This is a genomic window from Pseudomonas sp. HS6-2 (genome assembly GCF_049325675.2).
Taxonomy (GTDB): Bacteria; Pseudomonadota; Gammaproteobacteria; order Pseudomonadales; family Pseudomonadaceae; genus Aquipseudomonas; species Aquipseudomonas putida_N.
This window is the reverse complement of record NZ_CM143906.1, coordinates 3,041,099-3,062,408: the sequence shown is the minus strand read 5'-3', so window position 1 is coordinate 3,062,408 and position 21,310 is coordinate 3,041,099. Positions and strand designations below refer to the sequence as shown.

The 21,310-nt window shown below is 65.4% G+C and carries 18 protein-coding genes and 1 pseudogene; 6 read left to right on the top strand and 13 right to left on the bottom strand.

What is annotated here, in order from left to right; genetic code table 11:
- Window positions 1-71: 71 nt before the first annotated feature.
- Window positions 72-983 carry a LysR family transcriptional regulator gene (locus ACOKS3_RS14225; RefSeq protein ID WP_422763966.1) on the bottom strand — a complete coding sequence of 304 codons (912 nt, stop codon included), beginning with the start codon at window positions 981-983 and terminating at the stop codon, window positions 72-74.
- A gap of 90 nt (window positions 984-1,073) precedes the next feature.
- Between ACOKS3_RS14225 and ACOKS3_RS14220 the strand changes: the two genes are divergently transcribed.
- Window positions 1,074-1,925, top strand: coding sequence for a LysR family transcriptional regulator (locus ACOKS3_RS14220; RefSeq protein ID WP_422763965.1), 852 nt, complete (start codon window positions 1,074-1,076; stop codon window positions 1,923-1,925).
- Between the two features lie 99 nt (window positions 1,926-2,024).
- The gene (locus tag ACOKS3_RS14215) at window positions 2,025-3,020 is read left to right on the top strand and encodes an aldo/keto reductase (protein ID WP_422763964.1); all 996 of its coding nucleotides are present in this window, start codon (window positions 2,025-2,027) and stop codon (window positions 3,018-3,020) included.
- 24 nt (window positions 3,021-3,044) lie between these two features.
- Here the strand turns inward: ACOKS3_RS14215 and ACOKS3_RS14210 are convergent, their stop codons facing one another.
- From ACOKS3_RS14210 to ACOKS3_RS14195, 4 genes are read right to left on the bottom strand one after another with little or no spacing between them, the layout of a single operon-like run.
- Window positions 3,045-4,391, bottom strand: a complete 1,347-nt coding sequence (locus ACOKS3_RS14210) for an MFS transporter (protein WP_422763963.1) — start codon at window positions 4,389-4,391, stop codon at window positions 3,045-3,047.
- A 50-nt stretch (window positions 4,392-4,441) separates the two neighbouring features.
- A complete protein-coding gene (locus tag ACOKS3_RS14205; protein WP_422763962.1) occupies window positions 4,442-4,759 on the bottom strand; it encodes an NIPSNAP family protein in 318 nt (105 codons plus the stop codon).
- Window positions 4,759-6,477 carry an FAD-dependent oxidoreductase gene (locus ACOKS3_RS14200; RefSeq protein ID WP_422763961.1) on the bottom strand — a complete coding sequence of 573 codons (1,719 nt, stop codon included), beginning with the start codon at window positions 6,475-6,477 and terminating at the stop codon, window positions 4,759-4,761. Before ACOKS3_RS14200 ends, ACOKS3_RS14205 begins: the two co-directional genes overlap by 1 nt.
- A complete protein-coding gene (locus ACOKS3_RS14195; protein WP_422763960.1) occupies window positions 6,474-7,301 on the bottom strand; it encodes an SDR family NAD(P)-dependent oxidoreductase in 828 nt (275 codons plus the stop codon). The genes ACOKS3_RS14200 and ACOKS3_RS14195 overlap by 4 nt, the downstream gene beginning before the upstream one ends.
- 177 nt (window positions 7,302-7,478) lie before the next feature.
- On the opposite strand from ACOKS3_RS14195, the gene ACOKS3_RS14190 reads away from it, so the two are divergent.
- Window positions 7,479-8,357, top strand: coding sequence for a helix-turn-helix domain-containing protein (locus tag ACOKS3_RS14190; protein ID WP_422763959.1), 879 nt, complete (start codon window positions 7,479-7,481; stop codon window positions 8,355-8,357).
- A 35-nt stretch (window positions 8,358-8,392) separates the two neighbouring features.
- Here ACOKS3_RS14190 and ACOKS3_RS14185 read toward each other — a convergent pair whose 3' ends face one another.
- The 8 genes from ACOKS3_RS14185 to ACOKS3_RS14150 form a co-directional block, all read right to left on the bottom strand.
- The gene (locus tag ACOKS3_RS14185; RefSeq protein ID WP_422763958.1) at window positions 8,393-9,457 is read right to left on the bottom strand and encodes a lipocalin-like domain-containing protein; all 1,065 of its coding nucleotides are present in this window, start codon (window positions 9,455-9,457) and stop codon (window positions 8,393-8,395) included.
- The gene (locus ACOKS3_RS14180) at window positions 9,447-11,894 is read right to left on the bottom strand and encodes an ABC transporter permease (protein WP_422763957.1); all 2,448 of its coding nucleotides are present in this window, start codon (window positions 11,892-11,894) and stop codon (window positions 9,447-9,449) included. Before ACOKS3_RS14180 ends, ACOKS3_RS14185 begins: the two co-directional genes overlap by 11 nt.
- Window positions 11,894-12,550, bottom strand: a complete 657-nt coding sequence (locus ACOKS3_RS14175; protein ID WP_422763956.1) for an ABC transporter ATP-binding protein — start codon at window positions 12,548-12,550, stop codon at window positions 11,894-11,896. Before ACOKS3_RS14175 ends, ACOKS3_RS14180 begins: the two co-directional genes overlap by 1 nt.
- 96 nt (window positions 12,551-12,646) lie before the next feature.
- Window positions 12,647-13,420: an IclR family transcriptional regulator gene (locus tag ACOKS3_RS14170; RefSeq protein ID WP_422763955.1), complete on the bottom strand. Its 774-nt coding sequence runs from the start codon at window positions 13,418-13,420 to the stop codon at window positions 12,647-12,649.
- Window positions 13,421-13,489: 69 nt separating this feature from the next.
- The gene (locus ACOKS3_RS14165) at window positions 13,490-14,947 is read right to left on the bottom strand and encodes an amidase (RefSeq protein WP_422763954.1); all 1,458 of its coding nucleotides are present in this window, start codon (window positions 14,945-14,947) and stop codon (window positions 13,490-13,492) included.
- A complete protein-coding gene (locus ACOKS3_RS14160; protein ID WP_422763953.1) occupies window positions 14,944-16,254 on the bottom strand; it encodes a citrate-proton symporter in 1,311 nt (436 codons plus the stop codon). Before ACOKS3_RS14160 ends, ACOKS3_RS14165 begins: the two co-directional genes overlap by 4 nt.
- 84 nt (window positions 16,255-16,338) lie before the next feature.
- Complete coding sequence (locus ACOKS3_RS14155; protein ID WP_422763952.1) at window positions 16,339-17,514, bottom strand: M20 aminoacylase family protein; 1,176 nt, start codon at window positions 17,512-17,514, stop codon at window positions 16,339-16,341.
- A 246-nt stretch (window positions 17,515-17,760) separates the two neighbouring features.
- Complete coding sequence (locus tag ACOKS3_RS14150; protein WP_422763951.1) at window positions 17,761-17,925, bottom strand: hypothetical protein; 165 nt, start codon at window positions 17,923-17,925, stop codon at window positions 17,761-17,763.
- 505 nt (window positions 17,926-18,430) lie between these two features.
- Between ACOKS3_RS14150 and ACOKS3_RS14145 the strand changes: the two genes are divergently transcribed.
- From ACOKS3_RS14145 to tssC, 3 genes and pseudogenes are all read left to right on the top strand, one after another.
- The gene (locus ACOKS3_RS14145) at window positions 18,431-19,180 is read left to right on the top strand and encodes a hypothetical protein (RefSeq protein WP_422763950.1); all 750 of its coding nucleotides are present in this window, start codon (window positions 18,431-18,433) and stop codon (window positions 19,178-19,180) included.
- Between the two features lie 64 nt (window positions 19,181-19,244).
- Window positions 19,245-19,778 (top strand): type VI secretion system contractile sheath small subunit, encoded by a 534-nt coding sequence (gene tssB, locus ACOKS3_RS14140; protein WP_422763949.1) that lies wholly within the window; start codon window positions 19,245-19,247, stop codon window positions 19,776-19,778.
- A 14-nt stretch (window positions 19,779-19,792) separates the two neighbouring features.
- A pseudogene (gene tssC, locus ACOKS3_RS14135) lies at window positions 19,793-21,293 on the top strand (type VI secretion system contractile sheath large subunit).
- The last annotated feature ends 17 nt before the right edge of the window (window positions 21,294-21,310 follow it).

Here is a 21,310-nt window from a genome sequence, read left to right as displayed (position 1 = left end):
CCAGACTAAGAGCAGCGCGACAGGCAGAAAAGACGTGTTTCACGGGCTGATCCATCGTCAGCCGCGATGGATCAATCCCGGGTTTGCCAGGCCGGCGCGCGCAGCAGCAAATGGTCGAGCAGGCGGCGCGCAGACAGGCTCAAGGCATGGCGGTCGCGCATGCAGATGACGAACTCGCCCAGCGCCCAGTCATCGGTCAGCGGGATCACCCGCAGGTCGAACAACTGCGCATAGCGCGCCACCGCCTCCTGCGGGAACACCGCCAGGCCCAGGCCGAACTGCACCAGGCGATAGGCTGCGTCGAACGACGACACGTACGAGCGAAAGCGCAACGCCTTGCCCGCCGCCTCGGCGCTGTTGCGCATGAAGGTATTGAGCGTGGCGAAAGCCGACAGGCCCAGGTGCTCGTAATCCAGTGTCTCTTCGAAGGCGATGCTGTCACGCCCGGCCAACGGGTGATCGGCGCCGACCACCACGGCCAGGTGATCCTGCCGGTATGGCACGAACTCCAGGTCGCCAACGGCCATGGACTTGCGGCAGATGCCCAGGTCGGCACTGCCCTCCGCCACCCCGCGTACTACATCCGGGCTGAAACGTTCCTCGATATCGGCCTGGATCAGCGGGTTGTCGAGCATGAACGCCGACAGTTCCTCGGGCAGGAACTCCATGATCGACGACACATTGGCCAGCACCCGCACATGCCCGCGCGCGCCTTCGGCGTACTCGCTCAATTCGCTGTCCAGGCGCTCCATGGCCCGGGTCAGGCCGCGCGCATGGCGCAGCAGCGCAAGGCCCGCCGGGGTCGGTTCGACACCGCGCTTGCTGCGCTTGAGCAACGCCGTGCCAAAGCGCGCTTCGATATCCGAAATCCGCTTGCTGACCGCCGACGGCGCCATGAACGCCCGCTCGCTGGCACGCGCAATGGTGCCGGCTTCGCAGACCACGATGAACAGGTGCAACGACAGGTGATCGAGGGGTTGCATGGCGGTACCTGATCGGGAGGTGGCAGCCATCCTAGCACCTGCCAGGCCGCATAAGGCCGTATCATGGCCCCTCTACTTAAGAGGCCCGCCATGTTCGATTGGGAAGATCTGCGCCATTTCTCCGCCTTCATCAGCACCGGCTCACTGTCGGCTGCGGCCAGGCAGCTTGGTGTCGACCACGCCACCGTGACCCGGCGCATCGCCGCGCTGGAGGCCGCCTTGAACCTCAAGCTGGTCGACCGCCGCCCCAGGGCCTACGCGCTGACCGAGGAAGGCCGACGCGTAGGTGAATACGCCGAGCAGATGACCCAGTCGTCGTTCGCCCTGGAGCACTTTGCCAATGCCGGCCAGCAGCAGGTGGAAGGCGAAGTGGTGCTGGCCGCCCCGCCCGCGCTGCTCGGCAGTATCATCGCCCGGCGCCTGGGTGCGCTGATGCAGCGCTACCCGCAACTGCGCCTGAAGCTGGTCGGCAGCAAGTCGCGGGCCTCGCTGGCCCGTCGCGAGGCCGATATCAGCATCACCCTGGCCAGGCCCACCGAGCCGACACTGGTCGCCAGCCTGCTGGGTTATCTGGATTACCGTTTGTACGCCGCGCCCGCCTACCTGCGCAGCGCTGGCACGCCGCGCTACATCGGCTACGACGAATCCCAGGCCAGGTCACCGCAGCAGCAATGGCTGCTCAGCCAGACCGGCAACCCGCCCTTCGTGTTGCAGAGCAACGACCTGCGCATCCAGGCCCAGGCGGCCGCAGGCGGGGTTGGCATCGCCTGCCTGCCGGCTTTCATGGCGCAGGAGCATGGCCTTGAGGTTGCCGGCAACGACGAGCAGACCATGAGCATCGAAATCTGGCTGGCCGTGCACGAGGATGTGCGCAACACGCCGCGCATCAAGGCCGTCACCGACTTCCTGCAGCAACAGGTCAAGCCGCTGCTGCGCTTGTGAATTTATGCGGATGGCGCCTGCACCGATTCGGAATTTTCGCAGCCAGCCAACACCGCTAAGCTTCCCTGCGTCGCACAACCGATTACTGAGGAGCAGCGGATGCAATACGTCAAACTGGGCAACACCGGCCTGGACATCTCGAAACTGTGCCTGGGCTGCATGACCTTCGGCGAGCCGGACGCCGGCACCCATCCATGGACCCTCGGCGAAGCCGACAGCCGCCCGATCATCCGCCACGCCGTCGAGCAAGGCATCAACTTCTTCGACACCGCCAACAGCTACTCGGCCGGTACCTCGGAAATCATCCTCGGCAAATTGCTGAAGGAGTTCACCCGCCGCGACGAGACGGTTATCGCCACCAAGGTGTTCTTCCCCGCCAACATGTGGGAAGGCAGCACCCGCCCTAACGAACAGGGCCTGTCACGCAAGGCGATCATGGCCAACATCGACGCCAGCCTGGCCCGGCTGGGCACCGATTACGTCGACCTGTACCAGATCCACCGGTGGGACTACCACACGCCCATCGAAGAGACCATGGAAGCCCTGCACGATGTGGTCAAAGCCGGCAAGGCACGCTACATCGGCGCCTCGTCGATGTACGCCTGGCAGTTCGCCAAGGCCCAGCAGGTCGCAGCCAGCAACGGCTGGAGCCGCTTCGTGTCGATGCAGAACTACCTCAACCTGATCTACCGCGAGGAAGAGCGCGAGATGATCCCGCTGTGCCTCGACCAAGGTGTTGGCCTGATGCCCTGGAGCCCGATGGCCCGCGGCCGGCTGACCCGGCCCCATGGGCAGCAGACCGAGCGTACCCGCACGGACATTTCCGGGCAGTCGTTCTACGAGAAGACCGAAGTGGAAGATGGCCGAGTGATCGATGTGGTCGAGCAGATTGCCGGCGAGCGTGGTGTGCCGATGGCGCAGGTGGCGCTGGCCTGGGTGCTGGGCAAACGCGGGGTGTCGGCGCCGATTGTCGGGGCCTCGAAAGTGGCGCAGCTGGACGATGCGATTGCGGCGTTGGCGTTCCAGCTGAGTGAAGAGGAAATCACCCGGCTGGAAGCACCCTACGTGCCGCATTCGGTAACCGGGTTCAAGTAAGCCTGCACAGGCCTCTTCGCGGGATTACACTGGGCGGAGTACATCTGTACTCCTGCTGGTATTGGCGTACCACCCCTGCAGCAACACCGCCAATGCCGCCAACCCAGCCGGTACCAGCAGCGAGGCGAACACCTGGGCGAAACTCCAGCCCAGCGCCAGCATCTGGGCACCGGCAAAGGCGCTGAGGATGGCACCGAAACGGCCAATGCCACTCATCCAGCTGGCACCGGTGGCACGTGCCTCGGTCGGGTAAAACGCCGCCGCCAGCGCATTCATGCCCACGCTCGCGCCGTTCAGGCCAAAGCCCACGGCCCAAGCGATGGTGCACAGCCAGGCGAAATCACCGGCTACCTGGCCAATGGCGAAAATCACCGCGCCACTGAACAGGAAAGTCAGCATCAGCACCCGTTGCGGGTGGCAGCGGTCCATCGCCCAGCCCACCGAAACTGCACCGACCGGCCCGCCGATCTGGAAGCATGCGGTGACGATGGCGGCTTGCGATACCGAGAAGCCACCGCCCTCCTTCACCAGGGTCGGCAGCCAGCCACTGAACAGGTAGACCAGGAACAGCGCCAGCACATAGCCCGTCCACAGCATCAGCGTGCCGAAGCGATAGCGTGGCGAGAGTATGGTGCCGATGGCACCGCCCTTGTGCGCGCTGGCGGCGGGAACCACGAAGGTGCTGTCGGGGCCGCAGTGTGCCGGTGCCAGGCGCTGGACGATGCGCCGGATGCGCTGCGGGTCGGCACCCTGGCTGACCAGGAAGGTCACCGACTCGGGCAGGCGCCAGCACAGCAACGGCAAGACTAGCAGCGGCAACACCCCACCCAGCGCCAGCACGCTGCGCCAACCCAGGTTAGGGATCATCCAGGCGCTGACGAAACCGCCCAGCGCCGCACCCAGCGAGAAACCGCAAAACGCCAGGGTAATCAGCAGCGAGCGGCTGCGCGCCGGGGCGTATTCGCTGACCAGGGTGCTGGCGTTGGGCATCGCCGCGCCAAGGCCCAGGCCAGTGAGAAAGCGCAGTGCGACCAGGGTTTCCAGGTTGGGGGAAAAGGCCGAGGCCAGGGTCCACAGGCCGAACAGCAGCACGCTGCCGAGCAGTACCGCCTTGCGCCCGTAACGATCGGCCAAGGGGCCTGCAACCAGGGCACCAAGGGCCAGGCCGATCAGTGCGGCGCTGAGCACCGGGCCGAGCGCCTGGGCACCGAGTTGCCATTCGCTTTTCAGTTGCGGGGCGATGAAGCCGATGATGGCGACGTCCAGGCCGTCCAGGGCGATGATCAGGAAGCCGAGGAAGACCACCCATTTCTGGTAGGCACCGATGGGTTGCTGGTCGATCAGTTGGCGTATGTCGATTGAGTGATTCATTTACCTGACCTCTTGTTGTTCTTATTGAGGGTGCTGGCTAGCGGGCAACATCAACTGCGCAGGTGCACCGGCTTGATGATTCGCGTCTCCTGCGCCACCACCAGATCGCGGGTAGCCTGCAGGTACGCGGCAAAATCCGGGTCGGCATCGCGCGCAGCACTGCGCCGCTCGAAATCCTCCAGGCTGTCATAGCCCCACAGGTGCACCACCTGGTTCAGCGGCCCGATGCTGCTCACGTAGAAGCCCAGCGGCGTGCCCAGGTGCCGGCGCAGAATGGGCATCGCCAACTGGTCGAAGGCTTCGAGAAACGCCGCCATGCAACGCGGCCGGATGGTGTAGATGCGGTGGTCGACAATCGCCTTGTCCATCACGCCACCTCCTGTGCCAGGTCGGCACTGGCCAGCCCCTGCTCGACCCCGGCCAGGTGGCGCCCGGTGATGTAGCCGAAAGTCATGATCGGCCCCAGGGTGATGCCCGCGCCGGGGTAGTTGCCGCCCATGATGCTGGCCCGGTCATTGCCCACTGCGTACAGCCCGCTGATGGCGCGCCGTTCGCCATCGAGCACCTCGCCGACCACGCTGGTGCGGATGCCATCGAAGGTGCCCAGGTCGCCCATGACCACCTTCACCGCGAAGTACGGCCCCTCGCCCAGCGGCGCCACGCAAGGGTTGGGCTGTTGTTGCGGGTCGGCCAGGTAGCGGTTGAACGTGGTGCTGCCGCGGCCGAATTGCCGATCCTCACCGTGCACCGCGCCGAGGTTGTACTCGCGCACCGTGCGCTCCAGCCCTTGGCCATCGATGCCCGCCTTGGCTGCCAGCTCGCCGAGGGTGTTGCCCTTGAGCAGGTAGCCATTGCGCAACAGCGGCCCCAGTGGCATCGGAGCCGGCTTGGCGTAGCCCAGGCCGTACTTGGCCAGGGTGCGCCGGTCGCAGACCAGCCACATGGCGGTCTCTGGCTGATCGGCACAGGCTTCGATCAGTGCCGCGCCGACATCGTGATACGAGTTGGATTCATTGGTGAAGCGCTGGCCTGAGCGCAGTACCCCGATCACCCCAGGCTTGTAGCGATCGAGCAGGTGCGGGAACGCCACAAGCTTGCCACCCGCCATCGGTACCTTGGATACCGGCATCCAGGCCGCCGCTGCCTGCAGGCGGATATCCACCTTGCCACCCAGCGCCTCGGCCATGCGTGCGCCGTCGCCAGTGTTGCCGGCCGGCACCGGTGAAAAGTGTTCGCCGCCACGGCGCACATGCGGGTAGGCCTGTTGCAGGCGCTGCAGGTCATGGGAGAACCCACCGCACGCCAGCACCACGCCGCGCCGCGCCTCGATGCGCAGCTCGCCCCCCTGTTGCTGGGCCAGTGCCCCGCTTACCCGCCCGCCTTCGCGCAGCAGCTGCCGCGCCGGGGTGCCGGTGAGGATCGGGATGCCAAGGTCCAGCGCCGACTTCACCAACCGCGCCGCCAGGGCATTGCCGCTGGTGACCTGGGTGCCGCGGCGGTACAGCAGCAGCTCCTTGAAATGGGTCAGCAGCCGTTTTGCCACATAGCTGAACGAGGTCAGCGAGCGGGTGACGTTGAAGAAGTGCTTGAGGTCGGCATTCGACGAATTGAACATCATGCCGATGAAGGTGATGGTCTTCAGCGGCGGGCGCAGCCGTGCCATGTCCGCGCCGAGGCCACGGATATCGTAGGGCGCGGCCAGGATCGAGCGGCCGATATCGACACCACCCCCGACCTGCGGGTGGTAGTCCGGGTACAGCGTGGGGACGAACCTGACCGTGGTCTCGCGCTCGAAAAACTCGACCATCTGCGGCCCGTATTGCAAGAACGCTTCCACGCCAGCCGCATCGAAACAGGCACCGCTTTCGTTGCGCAGGTAGGTCAGCGCCTGGTCATGGCTGTGGTTCGGGTCATGCCGGTTGCCCGGCACCCACAGCACACCACCGGAAAACGCCGTGGTGCCGCCGAAGCAGTCGTCCTTCTCGATCACCACCACGTCGAGGCCATGCTTCTTCGCGGTGATCGCCGTCGCCAGGCCGCCGGCCCCGGCGCCGATCACCAGCACATCGCAGCTGCGCGTGTTCATGCCTTCACCCCCTCGAAGCCGGGGCGCGGGATCAGGGCCATGGGCATGCTTTCCAGGCCGCCATCCACGGTCAGCTCGGCACCATTGATGTAGTCCGCGCGCGTGCTGGCGAGGAACAGCACGGCGTCGGCGATATCCTGCGGCTCGCCGATGCGCTGGTTGGCGGTCATCGCGCTGCGCTGGCGTTCCACCTGCGGGTCGGCATAGAACGCCGCCGACAGCGGCGTGCGGATCAGCCCCGGGCACACGGTATTGCTGCGCACCCCACGCGGCCCCCACTCCACGGCGATCTGCCGCGACAGCATGCTGACCCCGGCCTTGGCCGCGCTGTAGGCGCCGCTGTTGGGCTGCGGGTAGTGCGCGGCAATCGAGGCCACATGCACGATGCGCCCCTGGCCACGGGCAAGCATCGCGCGACCGAAGCCTTGCGCGCACAGCAGGTAGCCGCTGAGGTTGACCGCCAGCACCTGGTTCCACTGCTCCAGGCTCAGCGCCTCCAGCGCCCCCGGGCGCAGCACGCTGGCATTGTTCACCAGCACATCGCAGCGCCCATGCAGCGCCTGCACCTGGGCGGCGGCTTGTTCGACGCTGGCCGGGTCGGCGATGTCGCAGGCCAGTGCGCTGACTTCACCAACACTGTGCTCAGCCAGGCTGGCGGCCAGCTCGCGGCACTTGTCGAAGTCACGGTCCAGCAGCACCACGTGGGCCTGTTGCTCGACCAGCGCAGCGGCCAGCGCCGCACCGATGCCACCGGCCGCGCCGGTGACCACGCAAACGGCTGAATCCAGGCCCAGCCAGTTGGAGGAAATCTTGTTGTTATGCATGCTGCTCTCCAGAGTGTCGCTTGATCTGGTGAACAGCCTAGGGCCGAGGGGGCGGCCGGCAGAATGGACAAAACCTGCAAGCGTCGCCACATTCCGGTCATTTTCGTGCCTGCCACCTGAAGCCTGCGTCTGGCTGTGGCACAGTGGCCGGGTAGCGATCAGAACAATTACAACAATATGAACAAGATCCCCAACTACGCCCTGTACGGCGAAACCGCGCAGCCGGTGTGGCACGAGTCCCTGCATGTGGAGCAGATCTCCCAGCGCTCCGGCGCACACAACTGGGAAATCGCCGCGCACCGCCACGACGGCCTGCTGCAGCTGCTGTACCTGCAGAGCGGCAGCGGCGAAGTGCTGTTCGACAGCGAACGCGTGCAAGTTTGCGCGCCTTGTGTGGTGTATGTACCGGCGCAGGTCGTGCACGGTTTCCACTGGGCTGGCAAGGTCGAAGGCCAGGTGATTACCGCTGCCCAGCCACCGCTGGAGAGCATCGCCCAGGTACTTGCGCCCAACCTGCTGGCACCGATCCGTAAACCCCAGGTCATCGCCCTGCCCCTTTGGCCCGCCGAGGAAGACCCGCTGCTGCCGCTGTGCCTTGCCTTGCGCGAGGAATACCACAACCGTGCCCGCGAGCATGTCGCCAGCAGCATGGCGCTATTGTTGACGTTGATGATCCAGGCCCTGCGCCATACCCAGGAGACGCCTGACCTGGCGCATCGCCCGGCGTCACGGCGCAGCCAGCAACTGACCGGGTTTCGTGAGCTGGTGGACAGGCACTACCGCGAGCACCGGCCGTTGGGCTTCTATGCCAGTGAACTGGGCATGACCCTGGCGACGCTGGGGCGCTTGTGCCAGGAGCATCTGGGGATGACCCCGATGAATGTGATCAACGCTCGGCTGGTACTGGAGGCCAAGCGGGTGCTGGGGCATTCGGATGCGAGCGTGAAGGCGATTGCCCATGAACTGGGGTTTGCCGATGTAGGGTATTTCAGCCGGTTTTTTCGCAAGCAGTGTGGGGTGAGCCCGACTGCGTTTCGCGAGGACAAACCTGGTTGATGTACTGCCTGGGGCAGCCTCGGTACATTGCTGCGCTAGTACCCCGTCATCTCCAGATACCCCCGCCCTTGCGTACCTCCACTCACCCGCACCGGCCCTTCCCAGTAGGGAAAGCGCGTGCCCATCCAGGCCTTGGTCTGCACCGCCTCGACTTGCACATCCAGTTGCACGGCGGGCACTTGAACCCGCCAGCGGGTCGGCACGCGCTTACCGTTGGCCTGGTCGGCCCAGGCCAACGGCATCAGCTCGACCTCAGCCCCCTGCAACGCACGCACCTGCCCGTCAGGGCCAATCCAGGTTCCAGCGCGGTACGGCTGCCCCTGGTCCTCCCTCACCTGAAACAACATCAGCTTGGCGCCACTGCCCAGGTGCAGCGAAAACCAGTCCCAGCCGCTTTGCCCGGCCGCCAGCGGCTGGCTGCTCCACTCCCGGTCAAGCCAGGCCTGCCCGGTCACCGCGATGCACTGCCCGTCCCGCTCGATCTCGCCGGTGACCTGGTAGAACGGCTGGCTGTAATAGTACGAAGCCTGGCCTTTGCCAGACTTCTCGCTGTAACCGTGATCGCCGTGCAGCACCAGCGGCTGTTCGCTGGCCAGGGTCAGGTCATAGCTAAATCCCTGGCCGCTGGCACGCATCTGCAAACGGTGGATGTTGTCATCGCCTTGCAGCGACCAGTCATTGATCCACGCCCGGAACGGCCCGGTTTCGACGCCGGCCTGGTCGATGCCGCCACGCGCCAGTGTTTCACTGACCTGGTGGCCACTCGGGTCAGTCAGGGCCGCGTGGCCCATCCACAGGTTGGGGCTGCTCCAGCCTTGGGTCTCGGGGCCGGGGCGCAGGGCCGAACGGAACAGCGTCCATTGCACACCCCAGTCGCGGCCTTGGGCGTCGCGCAGGTTGGCGGTGACGTACCACCATTCGATGCGATAGCCGTCGTGGGCGCCGTGGTCGCGGGGGAACACCAGCGCGGTGTTGCGTGTGACCTGCCGGAACGCCGCCGCCTCGGCACCGAGGCCGGCATAACTCCTGGCCGGCGGCGCAGGCGCGTCACACCCGGCCAGCAGCAGGCAGGCCAGCAACAGCCAGGTTTCAACCTTCATCGGCGAACCGCCGCAACAGGTCGCCTGGCTGGCGCCGCGCCAATTGCCACAACGGCCAGGCACTGGCCAGCAGGCTGGTCAGCACGCCGAGCGCGGCCAGTTGCGCGAGCTGGCCGGCAAACACATGCCAGGGCAGCCGCCAGCCGAATGCCTGCACGTTCACCACTGCCACCAGGCACCAGGCCAGCAGCAGCCCGAGGGGGATCGCCAGCAGTACGGTGAAACCGCTGAGCATCAGCGTCTGGCCCAGGCTCAGCCAGGCCAGCCAGCGGCGCGGAACGCCCAGTGCCCACAACGGTGCCAGTTGCCCCAGGCGCTGCTGGCCCAGGGTCAGCTGACTGATGAAAAGCGCCACCCCAGCGACGCCAAGGGTAAGGCTGTTCAGGGCTGCGGTGACGGCGAAGGTACGGCTGAATATCTGCGTCGACCAGGCTTTCAGGCTTGCCTGCTCGACCACTTGCGCTTCGTCCAGGCCGAAGCGCTGCTGCAAGCTGCCCTTGACCGACGCTATCTGCCCGGGCCGGATCAACAGGCTAAGGCTACTCAGGCTGGCCGTCGCCGCATGCTGGCGCAGCCAGTCGGCATTGACCAGCACATGCCCTTTCGGGTTGCCATAGTCGGCGTGAGTGCCCACCACTCGCATGCCCTGTGGCGGGTCGCCCGGCAGCTGCACTTCATCTCCGATCCCAACGCCAAGGCGCCGCGCCAATTGCTCGCTAAGCAGGGCACCCTGCCCTTTGGCCAATTGTTCCCAGGCGTCCGGCGCCTGCTCCAGCAGTGGCCAGTGGCTGCGGTAGAACGGATGATCGATCACGCCTTGCACCTGCACCGGCCACTGTTGCAGGCGCCATTCCACTCGCCAGCTTGGCAACACGGCGTTGATACCTGGGTCATGCTGCAGCTGCTGAAAGATCTGCAGCGCCTGAGTGCTGTCGCGGGGCGTGACATACAGGTCCGCGGCCAGTCGCTGGTCAAGCCAGCCGACGAAGGTACGGCGGAAACCTTCGGTCATGCCGCCCACGCCGACGCTGGCGGCCAATGCCAGCAGCAATGCCATCAGCGCCAGGCTCAGCGCCGGCAATTGCTGGCGGCTGTCGGCGACGAACCACTGCGCCAGCGGCCGTCGGGTATGCCGCGCCAGGCCAGCGAGCAACAGGGCCAGCGCGCCCGGCAACAACAAGGCTGCCGCCAGCAACAGTGCGGCAAGCAGGGTAAACGCACTGGGCAGGCTGTTGCCGAAAGCGCCGCAGCCCAGGGCAATCAGCGCCAACCCTGCCGCGGCCAGGGCCTGGCGCTTCAGCCAGGGCACCTGGGCCAGGCGCCAGGCCTGAGGTTGAGCCAGTGCCAGCAAGGGCAACCGCGCTGCGCGCAACAAGCTGTCGATGCCCGCCTGCAAGGCGCCGAGCAGGCTCACGGCAATGCCCGCCAGCCACCAGTACAGCGGCAAGTGCAGGTGCCCGGAGACCTGGGCGCCATACAGGCCGCGCAGACTGGAAGCGAAATCGGGCAGCAACAGTGCTGCCAGCAGATAGCCCGCTGCCACACCTGCCAGGCCACCCACCACGGCGAACAGCCCAAGCTCCAGGGCCAGGGCCGCCAGCAACACCCTCAGGCTGACACCACAAGCACGCAAGGTGCGCATCAGGCCCCGTCGTTGCTCCAGCGCCAGGCCGATCGCCGCATGGGCGATGAACAACCCGACCACGAAGGCCAGCAGGCCGAGGGCCGTCAGGTTGAGATGAAAGCTCGCGGTCAGGCGTTGCAGGTCAGTGTCATCTTCCGCTGGCTGTACCTGCAAACGTTCGGCGAAGACTGGCGGCAGAAGCTGGTCGGTGTCGCTGATCAGCCGTGAAACCTGACCTGGCGCCTCCAGCAAAGCCTGGGCCACGCCGATGTCGACCAGCATCACGCCGGGCGCCAACTGTTCATTAAGGATCAGCGGCGGCAACGCCAGGCCATCGGCCGTGCGCAGCCTGCCCGCCAGCTGGCGCAAGGTATCCGGCCCGACCCAGGCTTGCCCGGGTGTGCCGATGAAGGCCTGCAAGTCGAAGCTCGCCGGCTCGGCACCGGCGACGGCCATGCCCGGCAGCAGGCTCAGCGGCTCGATGCCGATCAGCCTGACGGACACGGCTGGCTCGCCTGCCAGGCGCAAACGCCCCTCCAGCACTGGCGTCACCTGCCAGCCCTGCCTGCGCAGTTGCACGTAAAGCGCCTGGTCGAAACGCTGCCCATCGCGGGCAACGATCTGCCGGTGCGCCGCCCCGCTCAGCACGGCGCTGGCCTGGGCATAGTCGCTGCGCGCCTGGGCGTTGAGGGCCTGCACACCGGTCCACAGGGCAGTGGCCAGCCACAGGCCAGTGAAGATGCTGAGGCACTGCAAGCGATGGCGCAACCAATGGCTACCCAGCGCCTGCAGCGCGATCAGCAGGTGGCTCATCATCCTTGCACCCGGCCCTGGTGCAGCACACAGCAGTGCTGCAGGCAGGCGGCCAGGCGCGGGCTGTGGGTCACCATCAGCACGCTGCTGCCGGCTTCGCCGACCAGTTGCAGGAGCAAGGCCAGCACCTCGTCGCTGCTGGCTTCGTCGAGGCTGCCGGTGGGTTCGTCGGCAAGCAACAGCGCCGGCCGGCTGGCCAGTGCCCGGCCGATGGCGACCCGCTGCTGCTGGCCGCCCGACAACTGCTCTGGATAGCGGTCCAGCAATGCCGCCAAGCCCAGGCGCTCGGCCAGGTAGGCCAGCCATTGCGGGTCGTGGCGCTTGGCCAGGCGCGCCTGGAAGGCCAGGTTGGCGGCCACGTCGAGGCTGCTGATCAGGTTGTATTGTTGGAACACCAGGCCAATGCCCTCCCGACGCCAGCGGGCCAGGGCGGATTCGCCATGGCCGTGCAAGGGTTCGCCGTCGATGAGGATGCGACCGCTGTCGGCACGGTCGAGGCCAGCGACCAGATGCAGCAAGGTGCTTTTGCCGCTGCCGGATTCGCCCATCAGAGCGAGACTGCTGCCGCGGGAGAGGGACAGGTCGACGCCGCGCAGGACCTGGAGTGGACCCTGGGCGGTGGGGAAGGATTTGTGCAGGTGCTCGATGACCAGCATGGGGTTACCTTTCGGGAGGTAATTTCCGGGGTGCATGCCTTGAATTCTATAGCGCCTGGGAGATCGAGCCCACCCAAATGCTATCGCCAAACACCCCTAACCCACCAAAGCATGCTGCACTTCACCCACAGTCGCCGCCAAGCTATTCAGGTGCAGGCTCAACACCCGCTCCACCGGCGCCTGATCCAGCGGCCAGTGCAAGGCAATGCTCCCGGCCAGCTGCCCCTGCACCCGCACCGGCAAGGCAATCGCCCGGATCAGGAACGGCAAGCGCACCGGGTACTCCCAATAGCCTTCGGTGCGCTGCCCGAAGCCCTTGTGCGCATCCCCTTCCAGGTCACGCAGCAGCTGTTCACCGCCCACCCGCTCATGCCCAGCCAGGCGCCGCACCTCGTCCACCGCCAGCTCCTTCAGGCACGCCCGGCCCATCGCTGAATGGAACAGGCTGGCATGCTGCCCGACGATCTGGCAGTTGCTCGGGTAACGCTTGCGCAACACCTGCGGAATCGCGCTTTCCATCACCTCCAGCCGCTCACCGTCGAAGCACGACAGGTCGACTACCAGCCCGGTGCGCTCGCTCAGCTCCAGCAGCAGCGGCGCGGCGCTTTCCACCAGCTGGCGCTTGAAACGCTGTTGGCGGTCGCCGAACAGGCGGCGGGCGCACAGGCGGTAACGCCGGTCGCTCAGGCCACGGTAAACCCAGCCCTGCTCCTGCAAGGTGGCAAGCATGCGCGAGGCCGTGGCCTTGGGCAGGCCGGTGAGGTAATGCAGCTCCTCCAACCCCAAGGCCTGGTGTTCGCCAAGCAGTTCGACGATGGCCAGCGCGCGCTCTACCGAACGCACGCCACCGCTGTCTGTCGCTGTGCCCATGTCTCCGACCTCCCTGTCTGTGCGTGGATGGTCATCATGCCCAGCAAGATACGGGCCGGGCCAGGCCTTTCAGCGTGCCAACAGGCTCGGCGGCGGGCGCCGTTCCACCCAGCGGGTCAGCTGTTCATGGGCGTAGGCCAGCTGCAGCACGGCATGGTCGGCCTGGGCCGGGCCTATGATCTGCAGGCCCGTGGGCAACCCGGCGGCATTGAAACCGACCGGCACGCTCATGCTCGGCAGGCCGGCCAGGGTCGGCCCGATCACCACTTCCATCCAGCGGTGGTAGGTGTCCATGGTCCGCCCCCCAACTACCTTCGGCCACGCCTCGGCTGCGTCGAAAGGGAACACCTGGGCCGAGGGCAACAGCAGGAAATCGTAACGCTCGAACAGCCTGTTCAATGCTTGGTACCACGCGCTACGGTCCACTGATGCCTGATAGACAGCGGCGGCGCTGAGCTGCAAGCCGCGCTCCACTTCCCATTGCGCCTCAGGCTTGAGCAGCGCCCGCTTGCCCGGGTCGGCATAAGCCGCCGCCAGGTTGCCGTGCACCAGGAAGTGGCGGTGGGTCAGCCAGCATTGCCACAACCGGGCCTGATCGAACGCGGGTTGACAGGCCTCGACTTCACAGCCGAGCTCGGCGAAATCGGCCAGGGCCGATTCGCACAGGCCCAACACGCCGTCTTCCATCGGCAGGTAGCCGTCGTAATCACCAAGCCAGCCGATGCGCGCGCCCTTGAAGTCACGCTGCAGCCCAGCCGCGAAATCACGCCCGCCGTCATTGAGCGACAACGGCACCCGCGGATCATGCCCGGCCTGCACGGTCAGCAAACGGGCGACATCGGTGACGCTGCGCCCCATCGGCCCCTCGGTGGCCAGCTGCTGCATGAACAGCTCCGGCGTCGGCCCATAGGGCACCCGCCCCAGCGACGGGCGCAGGCCGAACACGTTGTTGAACGCCGCCGGGTTACGCAGCGAACCCATCATGTCACTGCCATCGGCGACCGGCAGCAGGCGCATGGCCAGCGCTGCCGCCGCGCCACCGCTGCTGCCACCGGCCACGCGGTTGGAGTCGTAGGCATTGGTGGTGGTGCCGAACAGAGTGTTGTAGCTCTGCGAGCCCAGGCCGAACTCCGGCACGTTGCTCTTGCCAACGATGATCGCCCCACTGGCCCGCACTCGCGCCACGCTGATGGCGTCGTGTGCCGGCACCTGCTCGGCGAACAGCGGCGAGCCCAGGGTGGTGCGCAGCCCGGCGGTGGCGGCCAGGTCCTTGATCGCCTGGGGCATGCCGTGCATCCAGCCACGGGACTGGCCACGCGCCAGTTCGCGGTCGCAGGCATCGGCCTCGGCCAGCAGATCTTCACCGGCGCGCAGCGACACCAGCGCATTGACCTGCGGGTTGCAGCGCTCGATATGGCCCAGGTAAGCCTGCATCACCTCGCGGCACGCCACCTGGCGGGCATGAATGGCCCGGGACAGGGCCTCGGCGTCGAGGGCGACGATCGGGTCGATAGCTAACGCGTTCACGGTTTCACTCCAAGGTTGTAGGCGACGGCCTTGCCGGCGCGCGGTGCTTCTTTCAGGCAATAAGTGCCGAGCAGGGTCAGCAGGCAGGCGAACAGCACGTAGAACGACGGTGCCACCGGGGTGCCGAGCACCTTGCTCAGCCAGGTGACGATCAACGGCGCGAAGCCGCCGAACACCATCACCGCCACGTTGTAGGCCACCGACACTCCGGTGGAACGTACCTCGACCGGGAACTGCTCGGCCAGCGCGGTCGGCGCCGGGCCGAAGAAACCGCCGATGGCCGTACACAGCAGCAGCTGCATCACCAGCAGGCGCTCGATCGATGGCGCCGCGGCCACCCACACATACAGCGGGTAGACCATGACGAAGAACGCCAGGGTAAAGGCCATCAGCACTGGCCGCCGGCCGAGCCGGTCCGACAGCGCGCCGGACAGCGGAATCACCACGGTCATCAGGCCCACGGCGAGCATCTGCACCAGCAGCACCTGGTCCAGCGGCAAGCCAAGGTTCTTGTGGGCGAAGGTCGGCATGTTCACCAGCACCACGTAGAACGACACCGTCGCGCCACAGGCCAGACCCATCGACACCAGCAGGGCGCGGCGGTGCTCACGCAGCACTTGGCCCAGGCTCGGCGCCTGGCCCTTGGCCTGCTTGCGTGCCTCCAGAAACTCCTCGGGCTCTTCCATGTGCTTGCGAATCCACAGCCCCACCGGGCCGATCAGCAGCCCGAGCACGAACGGGATCCGCCAGCCCCAGCTGTCCAGTGCCTCGGGCGTGCACAGGTGGGTAACCAGCGCGACCATCGCCGCCCCGGAGAACACCGCCAGGCACTGCCCCACCAACTGCCACGAGCCATACAGGCCCTTGCGGTTGGCCGGCGCGCTCTCCACCAGGAACGCCGTGGCACTGGCGTACTCACCACCGGTGGCAAAACCCTGCAGCATGCGCGCGACCACGATCAGCAGCGGCGCGCCCATGCCGATGGCGAGGTAGCTGGGGGCGAAAGCGATCATGGCGATCGACACCGTCATCAGGCGGATGATCAACTGCATCGCTGCCTTGCGCCCCTTGCGGTCGGAATACACACCCAACAGCACCCCACCCACCGGGCGCATGAAAAAGCCCACGCCGAAGGTGGCCAGGGCCATCAACAGCGAGCTGTATTCGTCGTCCGAGGGGAAGAACTGGCGGGCGATGATGCTCGCCAGAAAGCCGTACACGATAAAGTCATACCACTCCAGCGCATTGCCGATGACCGCCGCCACCACTTGCCGGGTACGCGACGCGCCTGTATTGGAAATCTGCATGCGGAACACTCCATCTTCTGTTCAAGTGATCACCCAGGCGCAGCCGCACCCGGGTTCCAGCGGCAGTCGTCAATACAGGGTCCATCAGGCTGGCTTGAGCCAGCTCTCGGTCAGCGCGCCCCAGTAGGCGGCGCCGGTCAGCAGGATGTCGTCGTTGAAGTCATAGGCCGGGTTGTGCACCATCGGCCGCTGCACCCCGTTACCGATGAACAGGTAGGCGCCGGGGCAGCGCTGCAGCATCCAGGCGAAGTCCTCGCTGCCCATCAGCTTGCGGGTGTTGCCATCGACCTTGTCGACGCCCAGCAGCGCTTCGCCGACCTGCTGGGCAAAGGCGTTCTCCGCGGCGTGGTTGACCAGCACCGGGTACGCCGGCCGGTGCTCGATACTGGCCTTGCAGCCAAAGCTCTCGGCCTGGCTGACGATGATCGCCCGCACCCGCTCCAGGGTCTGCGCCCGCACCTGGGCATCCAGCGCCCGCAGGCTCAGGCGCAGCAGCGCCTGCTGCGGAATCACGTTGGCCGCCTCGCCCGCCTGCAGCGCGCCGACCGTCACCACCGCCGCCTCCTGGGCATCGATGTTGCGCGCCACCACCGTCTGCAGCGCCATCACCACACTGGCCGCCGCCACCAGCGGGTCGACCGTCAGGTGCGGCATCGAACCATGCCCGCCGACACCCTCGAGGGTGACGGTGAGCAGGTCCTGCGAGGCCATCATCGGCCCCTCGCGGAAGCCCAGGTGCCCTGCCGGTAGCCCCGGCATGTTGTGCATGCCGAACAGTGCATCACAAGGGAAGCGCTCCAGCAGCCCATCGGCAAGCATCGCCTCGGCCCCGCCCTGGCCCTCCTCGGCCGGCTGGAAAATCAGCGTCAGCGTGCCATCGAACTGCCGCGTCGCCGCCAGGTAGCGCGCCGCACCGAGCAGCATGGTGGTGTGGCCGTCATGGCCGCAGGCGTGCATGCAGCCCTGGTGACGGCTGCTGTAGGCGGCGCCGGTGGCCTCATGGATCGGCAACGCATCCATGTCGGCACGCAGGCCCAGCTTGCGCGGGCTGCTGCCGTTGCGCAGCACCCCCACCACGCCGGTCTTGCCGATGCCGGTGTGCACCTCGTAGCCCCACTGCTGCAGCAGCGAGGCGACCAGGGCCGAGGTGCGGCTTTCTTCGAAACCGAGTTCCGGGTGGGCGTGGATATCATGGCGGATGGCGTGCAGGTCGCTGGCCACGTCGTTGAGCCAGGCCAGGATGTGCTGGTGTTGCTGCATGGGGAATCTCCTCGCGCGGGTGGGTCCCGTTCTTGTTGTTCGCTTTGAGATCACGACGGGAAAGGCAGGTCGTGCTTGGCGACAGATAAGCGCGAGTGGCGAGGGAGTACAAACGAATGTGGTTCCGCGTAGTGGAACAGGTCGGCCAGTGGCTGCCTTTCCTCACTCCCCAAGGGCTGGCGCGATCCTTGTGGAACGGGCTTGCCCCGCGAACACAGGCGAAGCCCGTGCCATACAAGACATTTTTCAGCGGCCACTTGGCGATGCTGCAACTTTGTCTTGAGTACGGTACACCTGGCGGTGCAGGTCGTCGCGCTCCGTGTCGCTGACGTCACGCGCAGCTGCTTGCCAATACCACTTCCGGTCACCGTCGTCATAGGTGAACTGCTGCCCGAAGGCGATGAATTGCATGCCTTGCTCGGGTGATTGTGGGAGTGGGCAATCGAGGGTCGCATGGTGGGCGCAAAGCCGCTCTGACAACCCTCACGAAACCGCTTTGGTGCGGCATATTCCGTCGCATTGCCATCATTGAAACGCGCCGCGATGGCAGACAAATGCCACCGGCTCTACGCAAAAAAATGAGACACGTTTCACTTTTTTAAAAAGAATTTTTACGCCAATTTTTATCGATCTCTTAGCACTTCAGCCCCCTGACTTTAGGGGGCAAAGCCCCATTTCCCGCGCTCGAAACCGACCGCCAATAGCATGGCGCCATCATTGCGCCGCATCACAAAACAGGGAAAAAATCGCACCCCTCGCCGGAACTTCTTCCGCAGCGGGGTGCCCTACTCGGCATTGCTGGCAACACGATATTCATGTGCCAGCACTCAAATTTGCCGCAGCCGAGAGGCGCGATTTTCAGGTCCACGCCATTGGCATTTCAGGACGATCAAGCAGGCTCATGGACGATGTACCAATGACACAGACATTCGATGTCGAAGCACTGATCAAGCTGCGTAGCCAGACGCGGGCGATCTCCGATGCGCTGAAGGCGCAGGCGGCAGATTACCTTGCCACCGTGGCACCGCTGATCCGTCCGCAAACCCTGTTTGGCGAATACCTGCAAGGCGCCCAGCGCAGCAGCGGGCGCGAAACCCAGGGCCATTTCCAGTCGTTGATCGAACTCTACGAGCGCATTGGCTCGGCCGCGCCGTTCCAGCTGGTCAGCGAGCTGGAAGTGCCGCTGAACCTGATCAGCACTACCCCCGAACTGTTCCCGCTGGAATACGACAAGGTCCTCGAACAGAGCGGCCAGGTCATCCGCATCACCAGCCCGACGCGCTGGGTGGTGGGCTTCCGAGCGTTCGACCTGGCGCAGTTTCGCAACGTCATCAAAGACCCCAATCGCAGCAGCGCCGAGCTGTACCGCTTCGTGGTGCACTACCTGGTGCTGTTCTACTGCCTGAGCAAGTCGCCAGGCCTGGGCCGGCTGTTCGAAGGCCTGCGCTACGGGCTGAGCTTCGAGCGCCTGAAGGGCTTTGGCGACCTGCCGTTCTGCGTCATCAGCTCACCGGTGCGCTCGGAACTTCCCGACGATTCGGTCATCCGTAGCAGCACGCAGATTGCCGGCAACACCAGCTTCGAAGAGCTGGTGGGGCGCGACAACATCCTGGAAATGAACGACGACATCCGTCAGCGCCTGCTGCTGACGATCGAAGGACTGTAACGCGCAGGGCCCACTGGCGGGCCGCGCAATGATTCGCAGCGAATTGCTCGCACTGGAGAACACGATGGCGAAGAAGGAAAGCACCCAGCACAAACTCGACCGCGTTCGCGCGCCTCGGGTCCATATCACCTACGACGTGGACATCGGTGATGCCATCGAGAAAAAGGAGCTGCCCTTCGTCGTCGGCGTGCTGGGCGACTTCTCGGGCAACCCGCTGGAGCCGCTGCCCAAGCTCAAGGACCGCAAGTTCGTGTTCATCGACCGCGACAACTTCAACGGCGTGCTCAAGGGCATCAAGCCACGCCTGACCTACCGCGTCGACAACACCCTGGCCAAGAACGGCACCCAGCTGGGCGTCGAGCTGAACTTCAACAGCCTCGAAGACTTCGAGCCACAGAACGTGGTCAAGCAGGTCGAACCGCTGCGCAAGCTGCTGGAAGTGCGCAACAAGCTGGCTGACCTGCGCAACAAGATGGGCGGCAACGACAAGCTCGAAGAGCTGCTGATGGACGTGCTGCAGAACACCGAGAAGCTGAAAACCCTGGGCAAGGAATTCGGACGCGAAGCCGCCGTACCTGCCAACGAAGGCAAAGAGTAAGCAGGAGCCAGACGATGACCGATAAGCAAGCATTGCCCCAGCAGGAATCCGACTTGGTCGAAGTCGAAAACTTCGCGCCCCAGGCCTCCCTGCTCGACAGCATCATTTCCGAAAGCCGCGTGGCCCGCTCGGAAACCGAGCGCAGCCGTACCCGTGACCTGATCGGCGAACTGGTCGGCCAGGTACTAGAGGGCGAACTGCCCCAGCAAGGACCTGATCGCGGTACTCGATGCGCGTATCGCCGAAATCGATGCCATGCTCTCCGAGCAAATGAACGAGATCATGCATGCCAGCGAATTCCAGCAGTTGGAAGCCTCCTGGCGCGGCCTGAAATACCAGGTCGACCAGACTGAAACCAGCACCACGCTGAAGATCCAGTTGCTCAACGCCTCGAAAAAAGACCTGGTCCGCGACCTCAAGGCCGCTTCCGAATTCGACCAGAGCGCGCTGTTCAAGAAAATCTACGAAGAAGAGTACGGCACCTTCGGTGGCGCGCCGTTCGGTATGCTGGTGGGTGACTACGAGTTCACTCGCAGCCCCGAAGACATGTACCTGCTCGAAGAAATCTCCCACGTCGCCGCCGCCGCCCACGCACCGTTCATTTCTGCGGCATCGCCCGAGCTGTTCGGCTGGGACTCGTTCACCGACATGTCCGGCCCACGCGACCTTGCAAAAATCTTCGACACCGTCGAATACGCCAAGTGGAAGTCGTTCCGCGCGTCCGAAGACTCGCGCTATGTCGGCCTGACCCTGCCGCACGTGCTCGGTCGCTTGCCCTACGGCCCGGATACGGTGCCCGTTGACGAGTTCAACTTCGTCGAGAGCGTCGATGGCCGCGACCACAACAAATACCTGTGGATGAACGCCGCCTACGCCCTGGGCACCCGCGTGACCGACGCCTTCTCCCGCTACGGCTGGTGCGTGGCGATCCGTGGCGTGGAAGGCGGCGGCCTGGTAGAAGGCCTGCCGACCCACACCTTCAAGACCGACGACGGTGAGATCGCACTCAAGTGCCCAACTGAAATCGCCATCACCGACCGCCGCGAGAAAGAGCTGTCCGACCTGGGCTTCATTCCCCTGGTCCACTGCAAAGGCACCGACTACGCCGCGTTCTTCGGCACCCAGTCGACCCAGAAGCAGAAGCAGTACAACACCGACATCGCCAATGCCAACGCACGCCTGTCGGCGCAGTTGCAGTACATCTTCGCCACTTCGCGCATCGCCCACTACATGAAGGCGATCATGCGCGACAAGATCGGCAGCTTCGCCTCGCGCAAGGACGTCGAGTCGTTCCTGAACGAATGGCTGGCCGACTACGTGCTGCTCGACGACACCGCCAGCCAGGAGGCCAAGGCCAAGTTCCCTCTGCGTGAAGCCAGCGTCGAAGTGGTCGAAGTGCCGGGCAAGCCAGGTGCCTACAAGGCCGTGGCGTTCCTGCGCCCGCACTACCAGCTCGACGAACTGACCGCCTCGTTGCGCTTGGTCGCCGAGCTGCCGCAATCCACCCGTAGCTGATCGAACGCAAGCCAGGA